The sequence below is a fragment of the Streptomyces spinosisporus genome (genome assembly GCF_022698145.1).
GTDB lineage: Bacteria > Actinomycetota > Actinomycetes > Streptomycetales > Streptomycetaceae > Streptomyces > Streptomyces spinosisporus.
Window position 1 is genome coordinate 460,098 of sequence record NZ_JALDAX010000004.1, and the last position, 23,230, is coordinate 483,327.

The 23,230-nt window shown below is 68.1% G+C and carries 21 protein-coding genes; 9 read left to right on the forward strand and 12 right to left on the reverse strand.

Going from position 1 to position 23,230, the window contains the following annotated elements:
- Window positions 1-13 precede the first annotated feature (13 nt).
- The 8 genes from rnpA to MQN93_RS13750 all read left to right on the forward strand — a co-directional run bounded on the left by rnpA (window position 14) and on the right by MQN93_RS13750 (window position 6,794).
- The gene (gene rnpA / locus MQN93_RS13715; protein WP_078516731.1) at window positions 14-385 is read left to right on the forward strand and encodes a ribonuclease P protein component; all 372 of its coding nucleotides are present in this window, start codon (window positions 14-16) and stop codon (window positions 383-385) included.
- A complete protein-coding gene (yidD, locus tag MQN93_RS13720; protein WP_016437043.1) occupies window positions 382-735 on the forward strand; it encodes a membrane protein insertion efficiency factor YidD in 354 nt (117 codons plus the stop codon). Before rnpA ends, yidD begins: the two co-directional genes overlap by 4 nt.
- Before the next feature lie 3 nt (window positions 736-738).
- A complete protein-coding gene (gene yidC / locus MQN93_RS13725; protein ID WP_242709686.1) occupies window positions 739-2,019 on the forward strand; it encodes a membrane protein insertase YidC in 1,281 nt (426 codons plus the stop codon).
- 15 nt (window positions 2,020-2,034) lie between these two features.
- The gene (locus tag MQN93_RS13730; protein ID WP_016437041.1) at window positions 2,035-2,547 is read left to right on the forward strand and encodes a Jag family protein; all 513 of its coding nucleotides are present in this window, start codon (window positions 2,035-2,037) and stop codon (window positions 2,545-2,547) included.
- A gap of 115 nt (window positions 2,548-2,662) precedes the next feature.
- Entirely contained in the window at window positions 2,663-3,379 is a 717-nt protein-coding gene (gene rsmG, locus MQN93_RS13735; protein WP_016437040.1) for a 16S rRNA (guanine(527)-N(7))-methyltransferase RsmG, read from the forward strand.
- A gap of 298 nt (window positions 3,380-3,677) precedes the next feature.
- Entirely contained in the window at window positions 3,678-4,751 is a 1,074-nt protein-coding gene (locus MQN93_RS13740) for an AAA family ATPase (RefSeq protein WP_078516730.1), read from the forward strand.
- Window positions 4,748-5,848, forward strand: a complete 1,101-nt coding sequence (locus MQN93_RS13745; RefSeq protein WP_242709687.1) for a ParB/RepB/Spo0J family partition protein — start codon at window positions 4,748-4,750, stop codon at window positions 5,846-5,848. The genes MQN93_RS13740 and MQN93_RS13745 overlap by 4 nt, the downstream gene beginning before the upstream one ends.
- A gap of 328 nt (window positions 5,849-6,176) precedes the next feature.
- Window positions 6,177-6,794 carry a GNAT family N-acetyltransferase gene (locus MQN93_RS13750; protein ID WP_242709688.1) on the forward strand — a complete coding sequence of 206 codons (618 nt, stop codon included), beginning with the start codon at window positions 6,177-6,179 and terminating at the stop codon, window positions 6,792-6,794.
- 97 nt (window positions 6,795-6,891) lie between these two features.
- Here the strand turns inward: MQN93_RS13750 and trxA are convergent, their stop codons facing one another.
- The 7 genes from trxA to MQN93_RS13785 all read right to left on the reverse strand — a co-directional run bounded on the left by trxA (window position 6,892) and on the right by MQN93_RS13785 (window position 16,659).
- Window positions 6,892-7,224: a thioredoxin gene (gene trxA, locus MQN93_RS13755; protein ID WP_016437036.1), complete on the reverse strand. Its 333-nt coding sequence runs from the start codon at window positions 7,222-7,224 to the stop codon at window positions 6,892-6,894.
- A 43-nt stretch (window positions 7,225-7,267) separates the two neighbouring features.
- Window positions 7,268-8,236 carry a thioredoxin-disulfide reductase gene (gene trxB / locus MQN93_RS13760; RefSeq protein ID WP_242709689.1) on the reverse strand — a complete coding sequence of 323 codons (969 nt, stop codon included), beginning with the start codon at window positions 8,234-8,236 and terminating at the stop codon, window positions 7,268-7,270.
- 169 nt (window positions 8,237-8,405) lie between these two features.
- A complete protein-coding gene (locus MQN93_RS13765) occupies window positions 8,406-9,317 on the reverse strand; it encodes an anti-sigma factor family protein (protein ID WP_242709690.1) in 912 nt (303 codons plus the stop codon).
- Complete coding sequence (gene sigM, locus MQN93_RS13770) at window positions 9,314-10,039, reverse strand: RNA polymerase sigma factor SigM (protein ID WP_016437033.1); 726 nt, start codon at window positions 10,037-10,039, stop codon at window positions 9,314-9,316. The genes MQN93_RS13765 and sigM overlap by 4 nt, the downstream gene beginning before the upstream one ends.
- 31 nt (window positions 10,040-10,070) lie before the next feature.
- The gene (locus MQN93_RS13775) at window positions 10,071-11,789 is read right to left on the reverse strand and encodes a protein kinase family protein (protein WP_016437032.1); all 1,719 of its coding nucleotides are present in this window, start codon (window positions 11,787-11,789) and stop codon (window positions 10,071-10,073) included.
- Between the two features lie 138 nt (window positions 11,790-11,927).
- Window positions 11,928-14,198, reverse strand: a complete 2,271-nt coding sequence (gene murJ / locus MQN93_RS13780; RefSeq protein WP_242709691.1) for a murein biosynthesis integral membrane protein MurJ — start codon at window positions 14,196-14,198, stop codon at window positions 11,928-11,930.
- A 43-nt stretch (window positions 14,199-14,241) separates the two neighbouring features.
- The gene (locus tag MQN93_RS13785; RefSeq protein WP_242709692.1) at window positions 14,242-16,659 is read right to left on the reverse strand and encodes a DUF6049 family protein; all 2,418 of its coding nucleotides are present in this window, start codon (window positions 16,657-16,659) and stop codon (window positions 14,242-14,244) included.
- A gap of 259 nt (window positions 16,660-16,918) precedes the next feature.
- On the opposite strand from MQN93_RS13785, the gene MQN93_RS13790 reads away from it, so the two are divergent.
- Entirely contained in the window at window positions 16,919-18,385 is a 1,467-nt protein-coding gene (locus MQN93_RS13790) for a CCA tRNA nucleotidyltransferase (RefSeq protein WP_242709693.1), read from the forward strand.
- Window positions 18,386-18,447: 62 nt separating this feature from the next.
- Here MQN93_RS13790 and MQN93_RS13795 read toward each other — a convergent pair whose 3' ends face one another.
- From MQN93_RS13795 to MQN93_RS13815, 5 genes are all read right to left on the reverse strand, one after another.
- On the reverse strand, window positions 18,448-19,131 hold the full coding sequence (locus MQN93_RS13795; RefSeq protein ID WP_242709694.1) for a hypothetical protein: 684 nt from the start codon (window positions 19,129-19,131) through the stop codon (window positions 18,448-18,450).
- Window positions 19,132-19,185: 54 nt separating this feature from the next.
- Complete coding sequence (locus MQN93_RS13800) at window positions 19,186-19,686, reverse strand: LppU/SCO3897 family protein (RefSeq protein ID WP_242709695.1); 501 nt, start codon at window positions 19,684-19,686, stop codon at window positions 19,186-19,188.
- Between the two features lie 124 nt (window positions 19,687-19,810).
- Window positions 19,811-21,073, reverse strand: coding sequence for an MFS transporter (locus MQN93_RS13805; protein ID WP_242709696.1), 1,263 nt, complete (start codon window positions 21,071-21,073; stop codon window positions 19,811-19,813).
- Between the two features lie 94 nt (window positions 21,074-21,167).
- Window positions 21,168-22,250, reverse strand: coding sequence for an inositol-3-phosphate synthase (locus tag MQN93_RS13810; protein ID WP_016437026.1), 1,083 nt, complete (start codon window positions 22,248-22,250; stop codon window positions 21,168-21,170).
- A gap of 44 nt (window positions 22,251-22,294) precedes the next feature.
- Window positions 22,295-22,978 (reverse strand): PadR family transcriptional regulator, encoded by a 684-nt coding sequence (locus MQN93_RS13815; RefSeq protein ID WP_242709697.1) that lies wholly within the window; start codon window positions 22,976-22,978, stop codon window positions 22,295-22,297.
- Window positions 22,979-23,230: the final 252 nt, after the last annotated feature.

Consider the following 23,230-nt stretch of genomic DNA (forward strand, 5'->3'; position numbering starts at 1 on the left):
AGGTCATGCCGTCGTGCTGCCCACCGAGAACCGGCTGAGGCGGCGCGAGGACTTCGCGACCGCGGTACGACGCGGGCGTCGGGCAGGTCGCCCGACCCTCGTCGTCCACCTTCGTAGCGGTGCCACGGACCCGCACGCGCCTGGGGAGAGCGCTTCCCCGACGCGTGCGGGTTTCGTCGTGAGCAAAGCCGTGGGAGGCGCGGTCGTACGCAACAAGGTCAAGCGCAGGTTGCGTCATCTGATGCGGGACCGAGTGGCCCTGTTGCCCCCCGGTAGCCTGGTAGTCGTACGAGCGCTACCCGGTGCGGGTGACGCCGACCATGCACAACTGGCCCAAGACCTGGATGCCGCCATCGAGCGGCTGCTGGGAGGGGGCGCGCGATGAAGTACCCGCTGCTGGCTCTGATCAAGCTGTACCAGTGGACGATCAGTCCACTCCTCGGGCCGGTGTGCAAGTACTACCCGTCGTGTTCCCACTACGGCTATACGGCCATCGACCGGCACGGCGCGATCAAGGGCACGGCGCTCACGGCCTGGCGCATCCTTCGATGCAATCCGTGGTCGCTGGGCGGCGTGGACCATGTTCCGCCGCGCAAGCGCCCGCGATGGCACGAAATGCTGCGCAACTCCTGGCGCGCACGCAAGGGCGGGCCCTCCGCCGCCGATTCGGCCACCGAAGGAAGCGTTCCTTCGAGCCCGGCCGCAGAGACCTCGTCCCATGTCCAAGGAGCATGATTAGTGGACACGATTGCCAGCCTCTTCAGCTTCATCACGACACCCGTCTCATGGGTCATCGTCCAGTTCCACTCCGTGTACGGGAAGATCTTCGGTCCCGACACGGGCTGGGCCTGGGGCCTGTCCATCGTGTCCCTGGTGATTCTGATCCGTATCTGCCTGATCCCGCTCTTCGTGAAGCAGATCAAGGCGACCCGGGCCATGCAGACGCTGCAGCCCGAGATGAAGAAGATCCAGGAGCGCTACAAGAGCGACAAGCAGCGCCAGTCCGAAGAGATGATGAAGCTGTACAAGGAGACGGGCACCAACCCGCTCTCCTCGTGCCTTCCCATCCTGGCGCAGTCGCCGTTCTTCTTCGCCCTGTATCACGTGCTGAACGGCATCGCGACGGGCAAGACGATCGGCGTCATCGACGATCAGCTGCTCGCCAGCGCCCGTAAGGCGCACATCTTCGGTGCCCCGCTCGCCGCGAAGTTCACGGACAGCTCGGACAAGGTCGCCCAGCTGGGCGCCACGCTGACCGACGTCCGTGTCGTCACCGCCATCATGATCGTCCTGATGTCGGCGTCGCAGTTCTACACGCAGCGTCAGCTGATGACGAAGAACGTCGACACCACGGTGAAGACGCCGTTCATGCAGCAGCAGAAGATGCTGATGTACGTCTTCCCGGTCATGTTCGCCGTCTTCGGCATCAACTTCCCGGTCGGTGTCCTCGTCTACTGGCTGACCACCAACGTGTGGACCATGGGCCAGCAGATGTACGTCATCCACAACAACCCGACCCCGGGCTCCAAGGCTCAGGCCGCCTACCTCGAGCGCCTCCTCAAGCACGTCACGCACCACGGCAGGACCCGCCGGCGCAGTGAGCGGACCATCGTCAAGGCGATCGTGGCCAAGGGCCGTGACCGCAACGAGTTCGAGCGCAAGTTCATCAACGCCCTGAACAAGTCGGGCCTCGCGGCCCAGGCCGACGGCAGCGTGGTGAAGAGCGAGAACGCCGTCGCTGCCCAGACCGAGGACGGTACGCCCACGAGCGGCACCGCCGCCCCCAAGCGTCAGCAGCCCAAGCGTCAGTCGAAGGCCCAGCGCCAGTCCGGCGCCACGAAGCCGGCCGACTCCGGATCGCCCACGTCGCTGAGCAAGTCCGACCAGCCCGAGGACGCCAAGCCGGCCTCCGCTGCCAAGAAGGCTCAGCCGAAGCAGCCCGGCAGCGGCACCCGCAGCAAGGCCCAGTCCGGGCAGCGCAAGGGCCCGCAGCGCCCCAAGTCCCCGTCCAAGAAGTAAGAAGGAGCCCATCCCGTGACGGAAGGCACCACCTCCGCTGCTGCCGAGGGTGCAGACACCCTGACCCGCCTGGAGCAGGAGGGCGAGATCGCGGCGGACTACCTCGAGGGTCTGCTGGACATCGCCGATCTCGACGGCGACATCGACATGGACGTCGAGGCCGACCGCGCCGCTGTGTCGATCATCAGCGACGCGAACAGCCGAGACCTGCAGAAGCTGGTCGGCCGTGACGGTGAGGTGCTGGAGGCACTCCAGGAGCTCACGCGACTGGCGGTGCACCGGGAGACCGGCGACCGCAGCCGGCTGATGCTGGACATCGCGGGCTACCGGGCCAAGAAGCGTGCCGAGCTCTCCGAGCTGGGTGCCAAGGCGGCCGCGGAGGTCAAGAACACCGGCGAGCCGGTGAAGATGAAGCCGATGACGCCCTTCGAGCGCAAGGTCGTGCACGACGCGGTCAAGGCCGCTGGTCTGCGCAGCGAGTCCGAGGGCGAGGAGCCGCAGCGCTTCGTCGTCGTGCTTCCCGCCTGATCGGTTCGTAGGTTCCCCGGCCCCGTCTGTTGCGCAGGCGGGGCCGAACTTTGTCAGCCTGATAGTTCTGTTGGCCGGCGCGGATGCGCTGAAGCGGTACGGAAGGACGGTCCCCGTGACGGAGGCAGCGGAACTCCCCCCTGCGCCCGAGCAGGCGCGTGAGGTGTTCGGCGATCGCTACGCGGACGCCGTCCGCTACGCGGAGCTGCTCGCTGAGGCGGGTGTGCAGCGCGGGCTGATCGGCCCGCGTGAGGTTCCCCGTCTGTGGGAGCGGCACATGCTGAACTGTGCGGTGCTGTCCGAGGTCGTACCCGAGGGGGTGACCGTGTGCGACGTCGGTTCGGGCGCCGGGCTGCCGGGCATCCCTCTGGCGCTCGTCCGGGAGGACCTGAAGATCACGCTGCTGGAGCCGTTGCTGCGGCGCACGAACTTCCTCACCGAGGTCGTCGAGCTGCTGGGCCTGGACCATGTGACGGTCGTCCGCGGCCGCGCCGAGGAGGTCATGGGCAAGGTGCCGCCGGTCCATGTCGTGACGGCACGGGCCGTGGCACCCCTGGACCGCTTGGCCACATGGGGCATTCCGCTGCTGCGGCCCTACGGAGAGATGCTCGCCCTCAAGGGGGACACCGCTGAGGAAGAGCTCAAGAGCGCGGCCACGGCGCTGAGCAAGCTCGGTGCGGTGGAGACGTCCATCCTCCATGTGGGCGAGGGAGTGGTGGATCCTCTGTCCACGGTGGTGCGGGTCGAGGTCGGGGAGAGCCCTGGCGGTGTGCGCTTCGCTGCGAAGAAGGCCAAGGCTGCTCGCACGGGGCGGACTCGCCGTCGCCGTTGACGCGGCCTGACGACGAGACGTACTCCACACAAGCTGCCAAACCTACACACGCCGGAGTGTCGCGACAGTTCGGCCACCGCGGCTGTGCATCGTGTTTCACGTGAAACGTCGCTCACTGTTGCACGGCATCATCAGTCGCGGCCGCGCTGCGGCCGAACCCCGCGACCGCAAGCCTCTTGGTTCACTGGAAGAGGCGCCCACCCACACCGCTCGACCCCACTCAAGGGGTACAGAGATTTCCACAGAGGTGGATTTCTCCACAGAACAACAGGCCTCACTGGTTCACGACCCCGAAGACATGGGAGGCTCTGTTCATTGCGAGCCTGAAGTCGAGGAGAGTGAATCCTTGCGGTCCGACGCCAACATCGCGGGACCGATGACCGATCCGGTCCCCGGTCCCCGTACCGAGTCGATCGGGGAGGATGTTTCACGTGAAACACCGCCCCCGATGGACGACACTCCGATCGGTCGTGCTGCCCAACTGGCGGTGGAGGCTCTGGGACGTGCCGGCGAGGGTCTGCCGCGGCCCGAGCAGACACGCGTCATGGTGGTCGCCAACCAGAAGGGCGGCGTCGGCAAGACGACGACGACCGTCAACCTTGCCGCCTCCCTTGCCCTGCACGGTGGCCGTGTCCTGGTGATCGACCTCGACCCACAGGGCAACGCATCCACCGCGCTGGGGATCGACCATCACGCCGAAGTCCCGTCCATCTACGACGTCCTGGTCGAAAGCAAACCGCTCGCGGAAGTCGTCCAGCCGGTCCCGGATGTCGAGGGTCTCTTCTGTGCCCCCGCCACGATCGATCTCGCCGGTGCAGAGATCGAGCTGGTGTCCCTGGTGGCGCGCGAGAGCAGGCTGCAGCGGGCCATCCAGGCCTACGAGCAGCCGCTGGACTACATCCTGATCGACTGCCCACCCTCGCTCGGCCTGCTGACGGTCAACGCGTTGGTGGCAGGCGCGGAGGTCCTCATCCCGATCCAGTGCGAGTACTACGCGCTGGAGGGCCTGGGACAGCTGTTGCGCAATGTCGACCTGGTGCGGGGGCACCTCAACCCCGCGCTGCACGTATCGACGATCCTGCTCACCATGTACGACGGCCGGACGCGTCTCGCCTCCCAGGTCGCCGACGAGGTGCGCAGCCACTTCGGTGAAGAGGTGCTGCGGACGAGCATCCCCCGCTCGGTCCGTATCTCCGAGGCGCCGAGCTATGGCCAGACCGTGCTGACCTACGATCCGGGTTCGAGCGGTGCGCTGTCCTATCTTGAGGCGGCACGAGAAATCGCGTTGAAGGGTGTCGGCGTCAGCTATGAGGCGCCGCATGCCCACATCGGCGCCCAGAGCGACCCGAGCATGGTGGAGGGAATGCAGTGAGCGAGCGACGGAGGGGTTTGGGCCGTGGTCTCGGCGCACTGATCCCTGCTGCACCGACGGAGAAGACGCCGCCCCCGGCTGCGATGGGGGGCGCTTCTTCTGCGTCTCCGTCGTCGGTCCCGGTGCTGACGAACGAGCGTGGGGTGGCCGCGGCAAAGGTGGCCACGCTGCCACCTGTTTCACATGAAACCGAGGAGTCGCCCTTCGGCGCCCCCGCGGACACGCCCGCAGCTCCCATGGGCGCGCACTTCGCGGAGATCCCTCTCGACTCCATCACGCCGAACCCGCGCCAGCCACGTGAGGTCTTCGACGAGGACGCACTGCAGGAACTGGTCACCTCCATTCAGGAGGTCGGTCTTCTCCAGCCGGTCGTCGTACGGCAGTTGGGTCCCGCTCGCTATGAGCTCATCATGGGCGAGCGGCGCTGGCGGGCCTGCCGTGAGGCCGGACTCGAGGCGATCCCGGCGATCGTGCGAGCCACCGACGACGAGAAGCTTCTCCTGGACGCCCTCCTGGAGAACCTGCACCGGGCGCAGCTGAACCCGCTGGAAGAGGCCGCGGCCTACGACCAGCTGCTGAAGGACTTCAACTGCACGCACGACCAGCTCGCCGACCGCATCGGCCGTTCGCGTCCGCAGGTCTCCAACACCCTGCGTCTGCTGAAGCTTTCGCCGGCGGTCCAGCGCCGGGTGGCGGCCGGGGTTCTCTCCGCCGGCCATGCGAGGGCTCTGCTCTCCGTCGACGACTCGGAGGAGCAGGACAGGCTGGCTCACCGGATCGTCGCCGAGGGGCTGTCGGTGCGGGCCGTCGAGGAGATCGTGACCCTGATGGGCTCGCGGCCGCAGACGACTCAGCGCTCCAAGGGCCCGCGGGCCGGTACCCGGGTCTCCCCGGCGCTGTCCGACCTCGCGACCCGTCTCTCGGACCGTTTCGAGACGCGGGTGAAGGTCGATCTGGGGCAGAAGAAGGGCAAGATCACCGTCGAGTTCGCGTCCATGGAGGACCTTGAGCGGATCCTCGGGAGCCTCGCTCCCGGCGAAGGACCGGTGCTGCAGAAGAGCCTTCTGGACGGCGAGTCCGAGGAGATCGAGGACTAGAAGGCTGTGGCCGAAGGGGCGGTTCTGCCCCGTCGGCCGGTGGAGCGGGCCGTGTCCGGTGTGTACCGGAACACGGCCCGCTCTTTGCTTTCAGGCGGTATCGATGCAATCGCTTGGTGGATACGATGCGTTCGGGTATGGCGCATCCACCTGGCAGTACCTCTGAGAGGGAGGCAGGGGCCATGCGAACGATGAGCCGCACCGGACTGGTGAGCGCGGGCCTGGGGTTGGGCGCAGTCGGCGGCTTCGTCGGCAGTCTCCTCAGAGAACGGAACGCTCTGACAGTCGCCCGCGGTGCCGCGGGCGAGGGAAGCGAGGAACAGGCTTCATGGGGCGTCGGCTCGTACCGCTCACGCTGGACAACCTTCAGGACCTCCCCAACCGCTGCCGTTCGTGCGTCTTCTGGGAGCTGGACCCCGTCAGCGGTGAGGCCGCGATAAAGGCGGGCACCGCGGCTCTGGAGAAGGAGGCGTGGATCTCGGCGGTCCTGCTGGACTGGGGATCCTGCGGCCGCGTGGTCTACGTCGATGACGTGCCAGTGGGCTTCGTGCTCTACGCCCCTCCGGCCTATGTGCCCCGCTCGACGGCCTTCCCCACGAGCCCCGTGTCACCGGACGCCGTGCAGCTGATGACCGCGTTCATCATGCCCGGGTATCAGGGGCAGGGGCTTGGACGGGTCATGGTCCAGACGGTCGCCAAGGATCTGCTGCGACGAGGCTTCAAGGCCATCGAGGCTTTCGGGGATGCGCGGTGGAAGGAACCCGCCTGTGTCCTGCCGGCCGACCACCTCCTCGCCGTGGGCTTCAAGACGGTCCGCCCGCATCCGGCGCACCCGCGGCTGAGGCTGGAGCTGCGGACGACGCTGTCGTGGAAGGAAGACGTGGAGATGGCGCTCGACCGTCTGCTGGGCGCAGTGCAGAAGGAGCCGGCACTGAGGCCGCTCTGAACGTCACCCGGACAAGCGAATGGGCCAACCCTCCGGAGGGTTGGCCCATTCGTGTTTCACGTGAAACATGCGCCGTCGGCTCGACGGCCGCGTCCGGCTACTCGGCGATGAAGTCCTCGAGGTCGCGGACGATGGCGGCCTTCGGCTTGGCACCGACGATGGTCTTGGCGACCTCGCCACCCTGGTAGACGTTCAGCGTCGGGATGGACATGACGCCGTACTTGGCGGCCGTACCCGGGTTCTCGTCGATGTTGAGCTTGACGACCTCGATCTTGTCGCCGTACTCGGAGGCGATCGCCTCGAGGGACGGCGCGATCTGGCGGCAGGGACCGCACCAGGCGGCCCAGAAGTCCACCAGTACGGGCTTGTCGTTCTTGAGGACGTCCTGCTCGAAGGAGTCGTCGGTCACGTTCTTCAGGGTGCCGGCCACGGCGGGCTCCTTAACTGGTTGGTGCGTGGGGCGGATAGGGAGGTCAGACAGTGGTCTTCTCGGGCTCGGCCTTCTCCTCGTCCGCGAGGGCGGCGAGGAAGCGCTCGGCGTCGAGAGCGGAGGAGCAGCCGGTGCCGGCCGCGGTGATCGCCTGACGGTAGGTGTGGTCGACCACATCACCGGCGGCGAAAACGCCCGTCACGTTGGTGCGGGTCGAGGGAGCCTCGACCTTGAGGTAGCCCTCCTCGTCGAGGTCCAGCTGGCCCTTGAAGAGTTCGGTGCGCGGGTCGTGGCCGATCGCGATGAAGAGGCCGGTGACCGCCAGGTCCGAGAGCTCGCCGGTCTTGATGTTGCGCAGCTTCAGTCCGGAGAGCTTCGGGTCGCCCTGGATCTCGGCGACCTCGCTGTCCCAGACGAACTTGATCTTCGGGTCGGCGAAGGCGCGCTCCTGCATCGCCTTGGAGGCGCGCAGGGTGTCCCGGCGGTGGACGATGGTCACGGACTTGGCGAAGCGGGAGAGGAAGGTCGCCTCCTCCATGGCCGTGTCCCCACCGCCGATCACGGCGATGTCCTGGTCCTTGAAGAAGAACCCGTCACAGGTGGCACACCAGGAGACTCCGCGGCCGGAGAGTGCGTCCTCGTTCGGCAGGCCGAGCTTGCGGTGCTGGGAGCCCGTGGTGACGATGACCGCCTTCGCCTTGTGTACGGTGCCGGCGGTGTCGGTGACGGTCTTGATCTCACCGGTCAGATCGACGGAGACGATGTCGTCCGGGACGAGCTCGGCGCCGAAGCGCTCGGCCTGGGCGCGCATGTTGTCCATGAGCTCGGGGCCCATGATGCCGTCCCGGAAGCCCGGGAAGTTCTCCACGTCGGTGGTGTTCATCAGCGCGCCACCGGCGGTGACGGCGCCCTCGAACACCAGCGGCTTCAGCGACGCGCGCGCGGTGTAGAGCGCCGCCGTGTAGCCGGCGGGCCCGGAGCCGATGATGATCACGTTACGGACGTCGCTCACGGCTTGATTCCTCGTCTCTGGACTGCGTCGTCGGACCGGAGGGAGCCCCTCTCGAAGCTCTCACCCCACCCAACGGATCCTAAGGGGCGTGCATTCCCGCTGTGTCCGGGCACACGGAGACGCCACACCGTACGGGATACCACGCAGAACGAAGGCCAAGCGTGCCCGCTCAGGGCTGGTTGTACGAGCGCGTCAGAAGCACCTTCGCCTTGCCGGACGACGGGTGCGTCACACACGTCGAGTCGACGATGTAGGCGATCACCTGGCTGCCGGCGTTGGCGTCGGGCATGACCACGAGCAGAGCGCCGGTTCCCTTGTAGGTCCCTTGCTGCGTGGCGAGCGGCGCGTCCGTCCGCCCGATGCCCTCACTCACACAGTCCGGGATCGAGGGCTGCGTGAAGACCTTGGGCTGGTTGCTTCCGCCGTCCACGCCGAGGCTGCGCGGTGCGTGGGAGCCGCTCTCCGTGCCCTGCTTCTTGAGGAGGCCGGACACCTGGTTCTGCAGCCCGGACTCCGAGAAGGTGTCCGGCCCTGTCGACTTCTGGGCTTCTGTGGCGGGCGGCTTCCCGTCGTTCAGCGTCGCCACCAGGACGGAACCGAAGCCCAGTGCGGCGACCGTGAAGACGGTGCCCAGGACGGCGATCCTGCGACGCCCGGTCCTCTTGCGCTCCTTGCGACCCGGCCCGGTGGTGGAGGAGCGGGCGTGGCCCGCCGGACGATCCGCCGCAGGCGATGTTTCACGTGAAACATGCGTGTCCTCGTCGGTGTCGCCCACGGAACGGGCGGAGCCGACGAGAGCGGACGAGTCCGTGTCGTCGGGCGCCGTGGCGTTCAGCAGCGCCTCGGCCGCGAGGGCGGCGTCGATCCGTTCCGCGACATCGGTCGGCATCCGGGTCGGCCCCGGCACCGAGCCGAGGAGCCCGCGGATCTCCTCCAGCGATGCGTGGACGTCCGCGCACAGCTCGCACTCGTCCAGATGCCGCTGTATGTCGGCGGACCGCGACGGTTCGAGCAGGCCTTCGGTGAGGTCGGAGATCTCGGCGACGTCCGGGTGCCCGGCCATGTCCGTCGTGGATGTCACGCTCGCCCACCTCCGCCCTTCACTGCAGCTGAATCACTCGGACCGGTATCGCGTGGACCGTCGGTCGGCGGTCCCGCTGCCGGTGGGACGGATGTCCCCTGAGTCCGGTTCCGCTCTTCGCCCCGTTCCTTTTTCTCGTCGGCCTTCTCTGGCCGTAGATGAGCGAGCAGCGGCAGCAGTCTGGCTCTTCCCCGGGCGCAGCGGCTCTTCACGGTGCCGGTCGGCACATCGAGCAGATGCGCGGCCTCGGCGACGGGATACCCCTGCATGTCGACGAGGACGAGAGCGGCCCGCTGGTCCGGGGGGAGAGTGCCGAGGGCCTCCAGGAGCTGGCGGTGCAGATCGTTGCGCTCGGCCGGCGCGGACGCCTCCTCGTGCGGCTCCAGCAGCTGCTCCAGCCGCTCGGTGTCGTCGACCGGGGAGGTCTTCCGGGAGGCGGCCTTGCGCGCACGGTCGAGACACGCGTTCACGGTGATCCGGTGCAGCCATGTCGTGACGGCCGACTGGCCCCGGAAGGTGTGGGCGGCACGGTAGGCCGACACCAGGGCGTCCTGGACGGCGTCAGCGGCCTCCTCACGGTCTCCCAGCGTCCGCAGGGCCACCGCCCAGAGCCGGTCGCGATGACGCCGCACAAGCTCACCGAAGGCGTCCGGGTCGCCGTCTACGTGGCGGGCCAGGAGGTCCTGATCGCTGGTGTCGCCGTATGCGGTGTCATCTGCCATCGGACCCCCTCCCCCGGGATGCGGTTTCTGGTCAGCCGGTGAACTTCACGTCCGTGACGGCCTGCTTGTAGCCCGCTCGGCTGTAGTCGTCGGCGGGTGCCTGCGGCACGTCCGTGATCCACAGCAGAACGTACTGGGTCTTGACCTTGCTCGAGGCCTTCACCGTGAGAGAGGTGCCATTCGTGGTGGCGGTTCCGATCTCCTTCATTCCGTCCACCGACGTCGACGGGGTCAGGGAGTCGGTGGCGTACAGATGGACGGTCGTGTGGTCGCCGCCGTATCGGAGCCCTATGGTCGCCGTCGAGATCGTCTGGTTGGAGCCGAGCTCGTAGACGATGCCCACGCCCGGCTTGTACGGCGCGAGCCTGGGGCCGGCGTTGTAGCTCTTGGTCCGCCAGTAGGTGGAGCTGCTGCCGTCGTAGGTCTTGCCGACGTCCTCGGGTGCCTGCAGCGAACCCTCGGCGGCGTACTCCTGCGCGCCCGTGATCTTGAGGGGCCTGACCGGCGACGTCTTGCTGCCGTTCTTGTCGTGCCCGTCGGTCGTCTGTGTGTTGTTGGTGCCGTCGGACTTGCCGCCCTTGTCCATGAGCGCGTCCGCGAGCTGCCAGCTGCCCAGGCCCAGGGCCGCGATGAGGAGGGCCGAGACGGCCCACTTCAGGGCCTTGCCGGTACGGCTCTGCAGCGGGGCCGGGGGCGTCGGCACCGGCTGGGTGACGCCGGGATGTGGTGCGGGGCGGCCGTAGGTGCCCTGCTGGTACGTCGTGCGCTGGTAGTCCGGCGGCGCGGTGAACGAGGGCTCCGGCGGGCGGATGCGGGGCATCTCGCCGATCGCCTTCACCAGCTCCTCCGGCGTCGTGCACGGGGACTCGTGACGCGAGGCGGTCGCCCCGTCGTTGACGAGTGCGCGCATGGAGAGCTCGGACAGCCCGCGGTGGACGTGGGCCCGCACCTGGTCGGGTGCGATCAGGCCGACGTCCTTGGGCAGCCCGGACAGGCCGTAGGCGTCGTTCTCGTACGGCCAGCGCTGGGTGAGCCCGGCATACAGCAGCGCGCCGATGGATTCTGTGTCGGTGCGCTGCGGGGTGTCCGAACTGATGCCGCGCAGCGCGGCGTTGACGGCGAGACCGCGGATGCGCCACTGGCCGCTGGAGGTGCGCAGCACGGCGTTGGGGTTCAGCCGCAGATGCGCCAGGCCCTCGCGGTGCGCGGCGGCCATCGCGGAGGAGACCTGACTGACCATCTGGTACGCGTCGTGCGGCTCCATCGGGCCGGCGGCGAGAAGGGCGGTCAGCTCGACGGCGTCGGGCAGCCACTCGTGGACGACGTAGACGAGGTCGTTCTCTTCCACGGCGTCCAGCACCTGCACGAAGCGGGGGTCGCCGAGCAGTGCCGCGGAACGGGCCGCCGCCAGCACCGAACGGGCCCGTGTGTGGTCCGCGGGCAGCAGATGGACACCGACGGCACGGCGCAGCTTCTCGTCCACGGCACGCCAGCTGCTGAATCCGTCCAGACGGGTGACGCACTCCTCGAGCCTGTACCGTCTGGCGAGCTTGTGACCGCTGTGCAGCTCGGGTGGTGAGGCCTTCTCAGGACCCTCGGTCCCGCCGCTCCCCTGTGCCTCGTCGTTCTCCGTGTCCCGCTCCCGGTTCTGGGCCACCCCGTCGGCCGTGGACTGGTCCGCCTCCGCGGTCAGCGGCTCGTCACCGCTGTTGTCTGCCACGTCGACGGCAGCCGTGCTCCGTTCCGCCACCGTCGTCCCTGCCTCCCCAATCCTTGCGCGCCGACCGACTTCCGTGCGCGCCGTCCGACGCCGAAACCAATTGTGCCCACAGTCCGCCGCTATGCACGACACACGGTGGCGGACGATGGTTGTGCGCGTACCCGCCTGTCAGCGCCCCAGACGTCCGCGGACCATGCCGACCAGCGAGTTCAGCTCTTCGATGCGCATCCTGCGAGCGGCAACGAAGAAGATCCCGAGCAGTACGGCTCCGCCGACCAGCAGCGCGGTGAACGATCCGAGGACGCCCTGGCCGATCGTCTTGCCGATCTCGTAGCAGGCCACACCGCTGAGCAGCGCCGCCGGAATCGAGGCGAGCGCGAGCCGTGCGTAGGTCCGCAGGACACGGGCGCCGTCCAGATCGCCGCCGAGGCGCTTGCGCAGCCGGTTCCAGGCGACACCGACGCCGATCGCGTAGGCGAGGCCGTACGAGGCGGCCATGCCGGCCACGGCCCAGCGGGCCGGGAGCACGAAGTAACACAGCGTCGAGGCGCCCGCGTTGACCGCGGCCACGATGACGGTGTTGTAGAAGGGCGTCCGGGTGTCCTCGTAGGCGTAGAACGCACGCAGGACGACGTACTGCACGGAGTACGGGATCAGGCCGAGGCCGAAGGCCATCAGCATGTACCCCATGTTCGTGGCCTCGCTGGTGCCCGAGGAGCCGAAGATCAGCGTGCACATCGGGATGCCGAGGGCGAGGAAGCCGAAGGAGATCGGGACGATGGCGACGGCCGTGGTCCGCAGCCCCTGGGAGATGTCGTCGCGTACGGCGCCGCTGTCGCCCTCGGCCGCCGAGCGCGAGATGCGCGGCAGCAGAGCGGCCATCAGGGAGACGGTGATGATGGCCTGCGGCAGGCCCCAGATCAGCTGGGCGTTGGCGTAGGCGGCGAAGCCCGTGCCGTCGACGGGCGAGTGCTTGCCCGCCGAGGTGGACAGCTGCGAGACGACGATGGCGCCGGCCTGGTTGGCAAGAACGAAGAGGACGGTCCACTTGGCGAGGGTGACGGCCTTGCCGAGGCCGTGGCCCCTCCAGTCGAAGCGCAGTCGCAGCCGGAACCCGGTCTCGCGCAGGTACGGGATCATCGCCAGCGCCTGGACGACCAGGCCGAGCAGCACACCGATGCCGAGGAGCCGCTGGCCCTCCGGCGGGATGGTGGTGACCTTCATGCCGGAGTCGGCGGCGGTGCCGTACACCCAGATGAACATGCCGAGCGTGACGATGATGACGATGTTGTTCAGGACCGGCGTCCACATCATCGCGCCGAACTTCCCTCGGGCGTTGAGGACCTGACCCATCACCACGTGGACGCCCATGAAGAAGATCGAGGGCAGGAAGTAGCGGACGAAGGTGACGCCTACCTCGTTGGCCGCCGGGTCGCCGGCGACCGAGTCGGACAGCAGACGGATCAGGAGCGGGGCACCGAGGACCGCCAGCACCGTGAGTCCGCCCAGCGCCACCATGACCAGCGTCAGCAGCCGGTTGGCGTAGGCCTCGCCGCCGTCCTCGTCCTCCTTCATCGCGCGCACCAGCTGCGGGACGAACACGGAGTTGAGGCCGCCGCCGACGGTGAGGATGTAGATCATCGTCGGCAGCTGGTAGGCGACCTGGAAGGTGTCACCGAGCAGGCCGACACCGAGGGCGGAGACGATCAGCGCGGAGCGGATGAATCCGGTGAGGCGGGAGACCATCGTGCCCGCCGCCATCACGGCGCTCGACTTGAGCAGTCCGCCGGCCTTGCCGCCCTTCGACGCGGGGGCGGGCGCCGGGGCCGTAGCGGGCACGGCACCGAGGTTCAGGGTCTGGTCGGCCGCCGGGGCGGGGGCAGCGGGAGCCTGGTACTGCGGTGCCGGCGGCTGTCCGCCCGGGGCCGGGGCGGGGCCGGGCACCGACGGGGCGTCCGACGGCAGATATCCGCCGCCCTGCTGCTGGTCCCGGAAGAGATGCGCGAAGGCATCCGGTTCGTGGCGCTCCTCGGCGGCCTGCGTGACCAGGTCGTCGACGCCCACGTACTGCGTCCTGCGGGGATCGTCGCCGTACGGCAGGTGCCGGGACGGGCCGTCCGGCTCCGGCGCGGGGGTCTGGGCCCACACCCGGGGGTCGGGAGCGTGCGGGGACTGCTGGGGCTGGGCGTACAGCGGCTGCTGGGGCTGGTAGGTGCCCGGAGGCGGCGGGGGATGCGCGGCGCGGTCGTAGAGGGCCTCGGCGACCGGGTCCTGCGCGGAGAGGTCCTGCGCCCGGTAGGGGTCCTGGTCGTAGGCGTCCTGGAGGTACATGTCGGCGGGGTGCTGCGGCTGCGCCTGGCCGTGCTCGGGCGGCGGGCCCTCGGGGGAACCCGAGCTGCCCGCGGGCCTGCCGCGGTCACCGTCGTACGGCGCGTTCATGGTTACCCCACCTCATCGTCCCTGGCCCATGGGCCACGCATCCTCAACGGTCCACTCTCTCACCCGTGCCGGACGGGTCGGTGCTTTCGGATGCGGTGTCCGGTTTCAGGTCACTCGGCTGCTCAGGGTCGTCTGCCCGGGCGTCGGTGCCGGACTCCTTGCTGAGACGGTCCTCGGGGCCCTCGGGGTTCTTGGGCTCGTCGGCGGCCTCGCCCGACTCGTCCGGGCCGTCGGGGCCGTCGGGGCCGTCGGGGCCGTCCTCCTCGTCCTCACGCGCGGCCGCCCGCTTGCGCTGCGTGTACATGCGGAAGCCGGCGAGGACCAGCAGGAGGAAGCCGCCGCCGATGACCAGCATCACCGTGGCCGTGAACTCGGTGACCTTGACGTCGAAGGTGACGGCATTGCCGTACTCCTGGCCGTCCTCGGTGTAGAGCTGGGCGACCACCGTCGCCTGGCCGTTGGCCTTGGCCGACGTCGTGAACTTCACGGTCTGGCTGTGTTCGCCGGAGACGGCGATGGGCTGCTCGTCGTAGGCGTGCCCGCCGATCTGCAGACGGGTGGGGCTCGTCGAGGTGAGACGCAGCACCAGGTGATCGACGCCCTGCACCAGGTTGTTCTGCACGGTCACGGGGATCGTGGCGCTGCGTCCGGACAGCTTGATGTCGGACTTGTCGATCAGCTTGACCTGGCTCGCGAGGACATCGAGATGGTCCTCCACATTGGTGCGGAAGCTCTGCGCCTCGGTCGGGCGGCCGCGCCACGACGTGGACATCCCGCGGTTCATCGCCCGCCCGAACGGGGTCACCACCCTGGACTCGTCGGAGAGGATCACCGCGAAGTTGTCGAGCTTGTCCCGGGTGGTCGCGATCTTCTCGAAGGCCGACCGCGGCAGCTCCTGCCTGCGCAACGAGGAGGGGTACGCGGTGGTCGACGGGACCTTCGTCGTGGCGCCCGGGTCCGGCTTGGTCTTCGCCGCGGCGGTGAGGTTCTGCGCCTCGGACCAGTCGCCGCTCTGGAGGGCGGTCAGCGCGGCGGCCATCGTCTGGGCCTGGCGCGTCGTCGGCATGCGCTGCGGGGCGATCACGACGCTGCGCTGCTTGTCCGACTGGAGGTCGAGGGCGAGGCTCTGGGCGAGGAACCGCTGCACGGCGAGTGTGCCGGCGGACGCCCGCGAGAGGTCGCCCTGGAACGAGGTCGACAGCCGGGCGTCGGCGACCACGGCGGTGGTCCCGCCGCCGATCGGACGGGCCGCGGAGGGCGTGTAGGGCAGGCCGCCGGTCTCCTGGAGGCTGTCGCTGCGCGCGATGATCTGGTCGGCGCCGGCGGAGGTGGCGACCTTGACGATCGACGGGTCGACGGCGCCGTCCACCGGCCAGGCGAAGTCGGTCACCGGCTTCACATGGAGGATCGTGTCCACGGTGTTGTCTACGACGTCCGTGGCTTCCTTGAGGTGGCTGAGCGAGCCGGTGACCGTCGTGCCGTTGTGCGCGAGGGAGGCCAGGTCCGGGTCGGCGAAGGGCAGGGCGACGACCTCCTTGTCCGCCACCGCCGTCTGCAGCCGGGCGAGCCACTGCTTGGCGACCGCCTGGTGCGTGCCCGCCGTGGTGGCGCTGCCTTCGGCCCGGATGCGATAGCTGCGGGTCATCGCGTCCACGGAGGCCAGCAGGTCCGGGTCGATCACCCAGGTGACGTCGAGATCCTTGCCCAGGGACAGCATCTCGTCGAGGCGGCCGCCGGGGGAGATCTCCTTGGCCAGGTCGTCGTTGAGGAAGACCGGCGTCTGCTGCTCGTTGGACCCCGTCTCGGCGGTCATGTGGACCGTGGAGATGAGCGGCCACAGGAACGTCGTCTTCGTCCTGGTGTCGGCGCCGTCGGGCTGCCACGGCAGGAAGGTCCGCTGAATGCCGAGGACCTGGTCCCAGGGCTCCGCGGCCGTCCGGCCGGACAGGGACACGGCGAACTGGTAGATCCCGTCGCTGCCGAGATCCAGCTTGTCGACCGGCACAGAGATGCTGAAGGGCTCGGCGACCCCCGGAGTGAGCTTGGAGAACTTCTCGACGTACTTGCCACCGACCTCCGTGCCCGTCGTGCCCCGGAGACTGTCGCTGCTCTTGGCGGCGTCGTCGACGGCCGAGCGTGTGGAGAGCATGGGGCCCAGACGCAGTCCCACGTGGGCGCTGGTGACGGTCTGCTTGCCGTTGTTGGTCACGGTGCCCGACACGGTCACGGTGTCGCCGTCCGTGGGAACGTTGGGGGTGAGTGTGTCGAGGGCCACGGCCACCGAGCCCGAACTCGAGGCGTCCTTCACGGAGGTCTGACCTGCCGCTTCCGCGGAAACGGCAGGGGACAGCTGGAGGAGGCCGGCCAGCAGAGGCGCACCGGCCAGCAGTGCTCCGGTGCGCCGCAGCCAGCGGCGGGCAGGTGAGGGAGTCGTCCCCTGGAAGTCTGCCGCCTCGGCCACGCGCTCGCCCGTCCCTCGTCGTCGTCAGTGGTCGTCGGAATGTGCGTCCACGCATGGTAACGATGCGCGCGGAGGGGAAGTGCCGCGGACCGCTCCACAAGATCGGGGGACCGGGGCTGGTCGTCCCTTATGTGCGCGTATAAAGAGAAGCGCCTTTGTTCGCACCAGGGGGCAGGTCTTGTGCCCGTATCCAGGCAGATGTTCGGCCGCATTTAATGGGGGCGCCCGCGCTCGCCGGGGCCACGTACCCTCTTCTGTTGTGCCGAACGCCAATGAAGCCCACCTCAGCGTCCCGAGCCAGGAGCAGCACAGCGTGCCCAGCAAGTCACTGCGAGTCGCTCCTGTCGCCGACGAACTTGCCCGTCTGTTCCAGGAGGCGGGGTTCTCGCTCGCGCTTGTCGGCGGCTCGGTCCGGGACGCACTGCTCGGCCGACTCGGCAACGATCTCGACTTCACGACCGACGCGCGCCCCGAGGACGTCCTGAAGATCGTCCGGCCATGGGCGGACGCCGTGTGGGAGGTCGGGATCGCCTTCGGCACCGTCGGGGCCCAGAAGGCCGCACGCGACGGAGACACTGAACGCAGCTTCCAGATCGAGGTGACGACCTACCGGTCGGAGGCGTACGACCGCACCTCGCGCAAGCCCGAGGTGTCCTACGGCGACTCGATCGAGGAAGACCTCGTCCGGCGTGACTTCACCGTGAACGCGATGGCTCTCGCGCTGCCGCAGAAGACGTTCATCGACCCGCACGACGGACGGGCCGACATCGCGGCACGTGTGCTGCGCACCCCCGGTACTCCTGAGGCATCCTTCTCCGACGACCCGCTGCGGATGATGCGTGCGGCCCGCTTCGCCGCGCAGCTCGACTTCGAGGTGGCTCCCGAGGTCGTCACTGCGATGAAGGAGATGGCCGGGCGGATCGAGATCGTCTCGGCGGAGCGTGTGCGGGAGGAGCTCAACAAGCTGATTCTTTCCGCGCACCCGCGCAAGGGGCTGAAACTGCTCGTCGACACCGGTCTCGCCGACCATGTCCTGCCCGAGCTGCCGGCGCTGCGTCTGGAGAGCGACGAGCACCACCGGCACAAGGACGTCTACGAGCACACGCTGATCGTTCTGGAGCAGGCGATCGCGCTGGAGGAGGACGGCCCCGACCTCACCCTCCGTCTGGCCGCGCTGCTGCACGACATCGGCAAGCCGCGTACCCGACGGTTCGAGAAGGACGGGCGGGTCTCGTTCCACCACCACGAGGTGGTCGGCGCGAAGATGACGAAGAAGCGCATGACGGCGCTCAAGTACTCCAATGAGCTCGTGAAGGACGTCTCGCGTCTTGTCGAACTCCACCTGAGGTTCCACGGCTACGGCACCGGAGAGTGGACGGACTCGGCGGTCCGCCGCTACGTCCGCGACGCCGGCCCACTCCTCGACCGTCTCCACAAGCTGACCCGCTCGGACTGCACGACCCGCAACAAGCGCAAGGCGACCGCCCTCTCCCGGGCGTATGACGGCCTGGAGGAGCGCATCGCTCAACTCCAGGAGCAGGAGGAGCTGGACTCGATCCGCCCGGACCTCGACGGCAACCAGATCATGAAGATTCTCGGTGTCGGGCCCGGCCCGATCGTCGGTCGCGCCTACAAGCAGATGCTGGAACTGCGCCTCGAGAACGGCCCGATGGAGCACGACGCGGCGGTGGCGGCACTCAAGGAGTGGTGGGCCGAGCAGGGCTGAGGCTGTGAAACGGGGTCATGTTTCACGTGAAACATGACCCCGATCATGCAACTCCTGAGGTGCTACACGTTCTTGAGGTAGTAGTCGTCGAGCTTGCCGTAGACGTTGGCCCTCATCCACTGCTTCTTGTCGACCTGGAAGGTCGATCCCCGGAACACCAGGCTCCCCTCCCAGATGACCGAAGCGTCCGCGTGGTGACCACGGGAACAGTGACGTCCACGCGGGCACCAACTCCAGTTGCTCAGTGACTTCTTCGGGATGGCGTGGGAGATGTTGATGACACCACTCAAGTTCTTCTTGCTGGTGTCGGCATCGTTCACCTTGGTGATGTCATGGCCGTTGCTGTGGAAGTCGACCGACAGGTTGAGCTTGATGACCTTCACGCCGAAGTACTTGACGTAGGTGGTGTACGTCACCGTGTGGTTTCCCTTGGGCAGGGGGCGAGCGCCGGCGGCCAAGCCGCTGACAACGCGCTTCTGCTCGACGGTGACGTCGCCGTTGCGGAGCGAGATTGCACTGCTGACATTGCGGACGTGGGTGGAAACTCTCTCGTCGTGGACCGCGGCCTTGTCGAGAAACGCATTGAGTAGCGCCGGGTCGTGCAGGTAGTCGATGAACTTGTTCTGCTCGGCTCGTGTCAGATGCTGGAACGCGTTGAGAGCGTCGGCCGCGCCTTCCTCGTGGGAGTGGCGCAATGCGTTGACGGCGGGTAGCTCTCCGTATTGGACGGCGGGGTCTCTGGGCATGCGAAGGGGCGATGTTTCACGTGAAACATCGCCCCTTCGTGAGCTAGTCCCGTCCTACTTGACTGCCTTCAGGCAGAGGACGACATCGTGGTTGTCGCCCGTCTGGTAGTAGGCGATCTCGGCTTCCTTGACGGCGTCACACTTACTGTCGTCGCTGGTGTCGTCGAACTTCTCAACGACCTTGTACTGGGCGTCACCCGAGGAGCAGTCGACTGTCTTCAGCTTCGGGTCGGACTGGGTGCCTTGGTTGTGCAGGCAGCTGCCCACCGACGTCGTCTCTGCATCGGTCTTCCCCAGCTGCCACTTGACCACGCCGATGATTATCGCGAGGACGATGATCCCGACGATGCGCAGCAGCTTCTTGTTGAAGCGCTTGGTGGGGGGTGACGGCGGAACCGGCGCATACGGCGCTCCGCCCTGCGGGGGGAACCCAGGCTGCCCCGGCTGCTGGGGGTAGCCGCCCTGGGACGGGTACGGGGCCTGAGCCTGGGGCTGGCCGTACGGCTGCTGGCCCTGTGCGAATGGGTTCTGGCCCTGGGGAGGCGGAGTCGTCACTTGGGGGTCCCCCTAAATGAGTTGGTGAGCGGCGCACATAAGAGGCGCGTAAGACGCACGTAAGTTACAGGGGTTCAGTGACACTCCTGCACTCGAGGGGGACTCTGTGGCTTTGATGTGACACTCACTGTCGTTCAAAGCGGGCCATAGCGGCAGCAACTGCCCCGTAGACGAGGGCGACTGTGACCGTCAGCGTTACGGAACGGCCGTCCGGCGGCAGCATCAGCGCGGCCACCGCGGCGGCACCGACGAAGGCGACGTTGAAGAGCACGTCGTAGACGGAGAAGATCCGGCCGCGGAAGCCGTCGTCCACGGAGGACTGCACGACCGTGTCCGTCGCGATCTTCGCCCCCTGCGTCGTGAGTCCCAGGACGAATGTCGCGACGAGCATGGGGCCGACGGCGAACGGAAGACCGAGCGTGGGTTCCAGGACCGCTGCCGATGCGGCGCAGACGACTATCCAACGGCCCGGTCCGAGCCGTCCTGCGGCCCAGGGCGTCACCGCGGCCGCCACGAAGAAGCCGGCGGCCGACGTCCCCAACGCGAGCCCCAGCAGCCGCAGTCCGTCCTCCGTGTTCGAGGCGAAGGCGTACCGGCAGAGCATCAGAAGCATGACGAGCAGGGCGCCGTAGCAGAAGCGCATCAGGGTCATCGTCAGCAGTGCCCACGCGGCCTCCCGACGCCGTGGGGCCGCGAGATGCCGTAGAGCCGCCGCCAGGTCGCGTGCGGTGCCGCGGAGCGCCGCCGAGAGGCGGGGCTGCACCAACTCGGGCTCCGGCCCCAGCTGTCCGGGCGCAAAGCGCAGGGATGCCAGCGCCGCACACAGATACAGGACCGCCCCGACCAGCACCACGGCCGCGTCGGAGTCCGCCACCACCAGCCGGACGACGAAGGCGAGTCCGCCGCCGGCGGTCGCGGCGAGCGTACCGGCGGTCGGCGAGAGGGAGTTGGCCATCACGAGGCGCTCGTGGTCCACGACGCGCGGCAGCGCCGCGGACAGCCCTGCGAGGACGAAGCGGTTGACGGCGGTGACGCAGAGGGCGGAGAGGTAGAAGAGCCAGTCCGGGACATGGCTGAGGATCAGGACGGCCGTCGCCGTTGCCATCGCGGCGCGCAGCAGATTGCCGTAGAGGAAGACCTGGCGGCGGCGCCAGCGGTCCAGGAGGACGCCGGCGAAGGGGCCCACGAGGGAGTACGGGAGCAGCAGGACCGCCATGGCGGAGGCGATCGCGGCGGCCGAGGTCTGCTTCTCCGGTGAGAAGACGACATAGGCGGCGAGTGCGACCTGGTACACGCCGTCGGCACCCTGGGAGAGCAGGCGTACGGCGAGCAGGCGCCGGAAGTTCGCGAAGCGCAGAAGAGCGCGCAGGTCACGGACGACGGCCATGGGCACAGCCTCACATACGGGGAGGGTCCCCGGGTGGTGACCCGGGGACCCTCATAGCCCTGGCAGGAGCGTTTTCAGTGCGTCGGCGCGCGCCTCAGCGCTCGACCTCTCCCTTGATGAACTTCTCGACGTTCTCGCGGGCCTCGTCGTCGAAGTACTGGACCGGCGGGGACTTCATGAAGTACGACGACGCCGACAGGATCGGGCCCGCGATGCCGCGGTCCTTGGCGATCTTCGCGGCGCGCAGGGCGTCGATGATGACACCCGCGGAGTTCGGGGAGTCCCAGACCTCGAGCTTGTACTCCAGGTTCAGCGGGACGTCACCGAAGGCGCGGCCCTCGAGGCGGACGTAGGCCCACTTGCGGTCGTCGAGCCAGGCCACCCAGTCGGACGGGCCGATGTGGACATTGCCCTCGCCGAGTTCGCGGTCGCGGATCTGGGAGGTGACGGCCTGCGTCTTGGAGATCTTCTTGGACTCCAGGCGCTCGCGCTCGAGCATGTTCTTGAAGTCCATGTTGCCGCCGACGTTCAGCTGCATCGTGCGGTCCAGGACGACGCCGCGGTCCTCGAACAGCTTCGCCATGACGCGGTGCGTGATGGTGGCGCCGACCTGCGACTTGATGTCGTCACCGACGATCGGGACGCCCGCCTCGGTGAACTTGTCCGCCCACTCCTTGGTGCCGGCGATGAAGACCGGAAGGGCGTTGACGAACGCGACCTTGGCGTCGATGGCGCACTGGGCGTAGAACTTCGCCGCGTCCTCGGAACCCACCGGCAGGTAGCAGACGAGCACGTCGACCTGCTTGTCCTTGAGGACCTGGACCACGTCGACCGGGGCCTCGGCGGACTCCTCGATGGTCTCGCGGTAGTACTTGCCGAGGCCGTCGAGGGTGTGGCCGCGCTGAACCGTCACACCGGCGTTGGGCACGTCGCAGATCTTGATGGTGTTGTTCTCGGAGGCGCCGATCGCGTCCGCCAGGTCGAGACCGACCTTCTTCGCGTCGACGTCGAACGCGGCGACGAACTCGATGTCACGCACGTGGTAGTCACCGAACTGCACATGCATCAGGCCGGGGACCTTCGACGCCGGGTCGGCGTCCTTGTAGTACTCGACTCCCTGCACCAGCGACGCGGCGCAGTTGCCCACGCCGACGATGGCTACGCGAACCGAACCCATTCCGGTTGCTCCCTGTGTGTACGAGTGAGGCCCTGACTGGGCTCTCACGTGGCGGTGTCGCCGGGCGCATCCGGCCCGGGGGTGTCCCCGGGCCGGGGCAGGACGCCCGGCGATCCAGTGGTGTTGTTCTGCTGAGCGGGCCCCCCGGAGGCGGGACCCTTCAGGTCCCGTCCGGCCCGCTCGCTCTCGATGAGCTCGTTCAGCCAGCGCACTTCGCGCTCCACGGACTCCATCCCGTGGCGCTGGAGCTCAAGCGTGTAGTCGTCGAGGCGCTCCCGGGTGCGCGCCAAGGAGGCGCTCATCTTCTCCAGACGCTCCTCCAGGCGGCTGCGGCGGCCTTCGAGCACGCGCATGCGGACGTCGCGCGACGTCTGGCCGAAGAAGGCGAAACGAGCGGCGAAGTGCTCGTCCTCGTACGCGTCCGGGCCCGTCTGGGAGAGCAGCTCCTCGAAGTGCTCCTTACCTTCCGCCGTCAACCGGTAGACGATCTTGGCGCGACGCCCCGCGAGTGGAGCGGCGAGGGCGTCCTCGTGAGTGTGTCCCGACTCCTCGATCAACCAGCCGTTGGCGACCAGCGTCTTGAGGCAGGGGTAGAGCGTGCCGTAGCTGAACGCACGGAACACACCCAGTGACGTGTTGAGCCGCTTGCGCAGCTCATAGCCGTGCATCGGCGACTCGCGGAGCAGGCCGAGGACGGCGAACTCAAGGATCCCGGAACGCCGGCTCATCCCTCGCCTCCCCGCCTTTATCTCGCTCCGATGTATCGACTCGATACATCAGCACGATAGAACGGCCATCCGGCTGCGACAAGTGGGGAAGCGGTGAACGGGATCACATCACTTATTCATCGGAGGCAAGTTGCCTGATTTGGGGTGAACTTCTGGCCTCGGAGGGTTTTGACGGTGCGTAGTCTGTGCGCCATGCACATCACCGGGAACCGAGTGACGCGAGGGGGCGTCCTCGTCCTAGGTGCCGTACGG

What these genes read in the sequence shown, in the direction of transcription:
- MQN93_RS13810 (WP_016437026.1), bottom strand. Translation starts at nt 22,250, where the DNA reads ATGGGTTCGGTTCGCGTAGCCATCGTCGGCGTGGGCAACTGCGCCGCG.
- MQN93_RS13740 (WP_078516730.1), top strand. Translation starts at nt 3,678, where the DNA reads ATGGGAGGCTCTGTTCATTGCGAGCCTGAAGTCGAGGAGAGTGAATCC.
- MQN93_RS13805 (WP_242709696.1), bottom strand. Translation starts at nt 21,073, where the DNA reads ATGGCCGTCGTCCGTGACCTGCGCGCTCTTCTGCGCTTCGCGAACTTC.
- murJ (WP_242709691.1), bottom strand. Translation starts at nt 14,198, where the DNA reads ATGAACGCGCCGTACGACGGTGACCGCGGCAGGCCCGCGGGCAGCTCG.
- yidD (WP_016437043.1), top strand. Translation starts at nt 382, where the DNA reads ATGAAGTACCCGCTGCTGGCTCTGATCAAGCTGTACCAGTGGACGATC.
- sigM (WP_016437033.1), bottom strand. Translation starts at nt 10,039, where the DNA reads ATGGCAGATGACACCGCATACGGCGACACCAGCGATCAGGACCTCCTG.
- MQN93_RS13815 (WP_242709697.1), bottom strand. Translation starts at nt 22,978, where the DNA reads ATGAGCCGGCGTTCCGGGATCCTTGAGTTCGCCGTCCTCGGCCTGCTC.
- MQN93_RS13795 (WP_242709694.1), bottom strand. Translation starts at nt 19,131, where the DNA reads ATGCCCAGAGACCCCGCCGTCCAATACGGAGAGCTACCCGCCGTCAAC.
- MQN93_RS13750 (WP_242709688.1), top strand. Translation starts at nt 6,177, where the DNA reads ATGGGGCGTCGGCTCGTACCGCTCACGCTGGACAACCTTCAGGACCTC.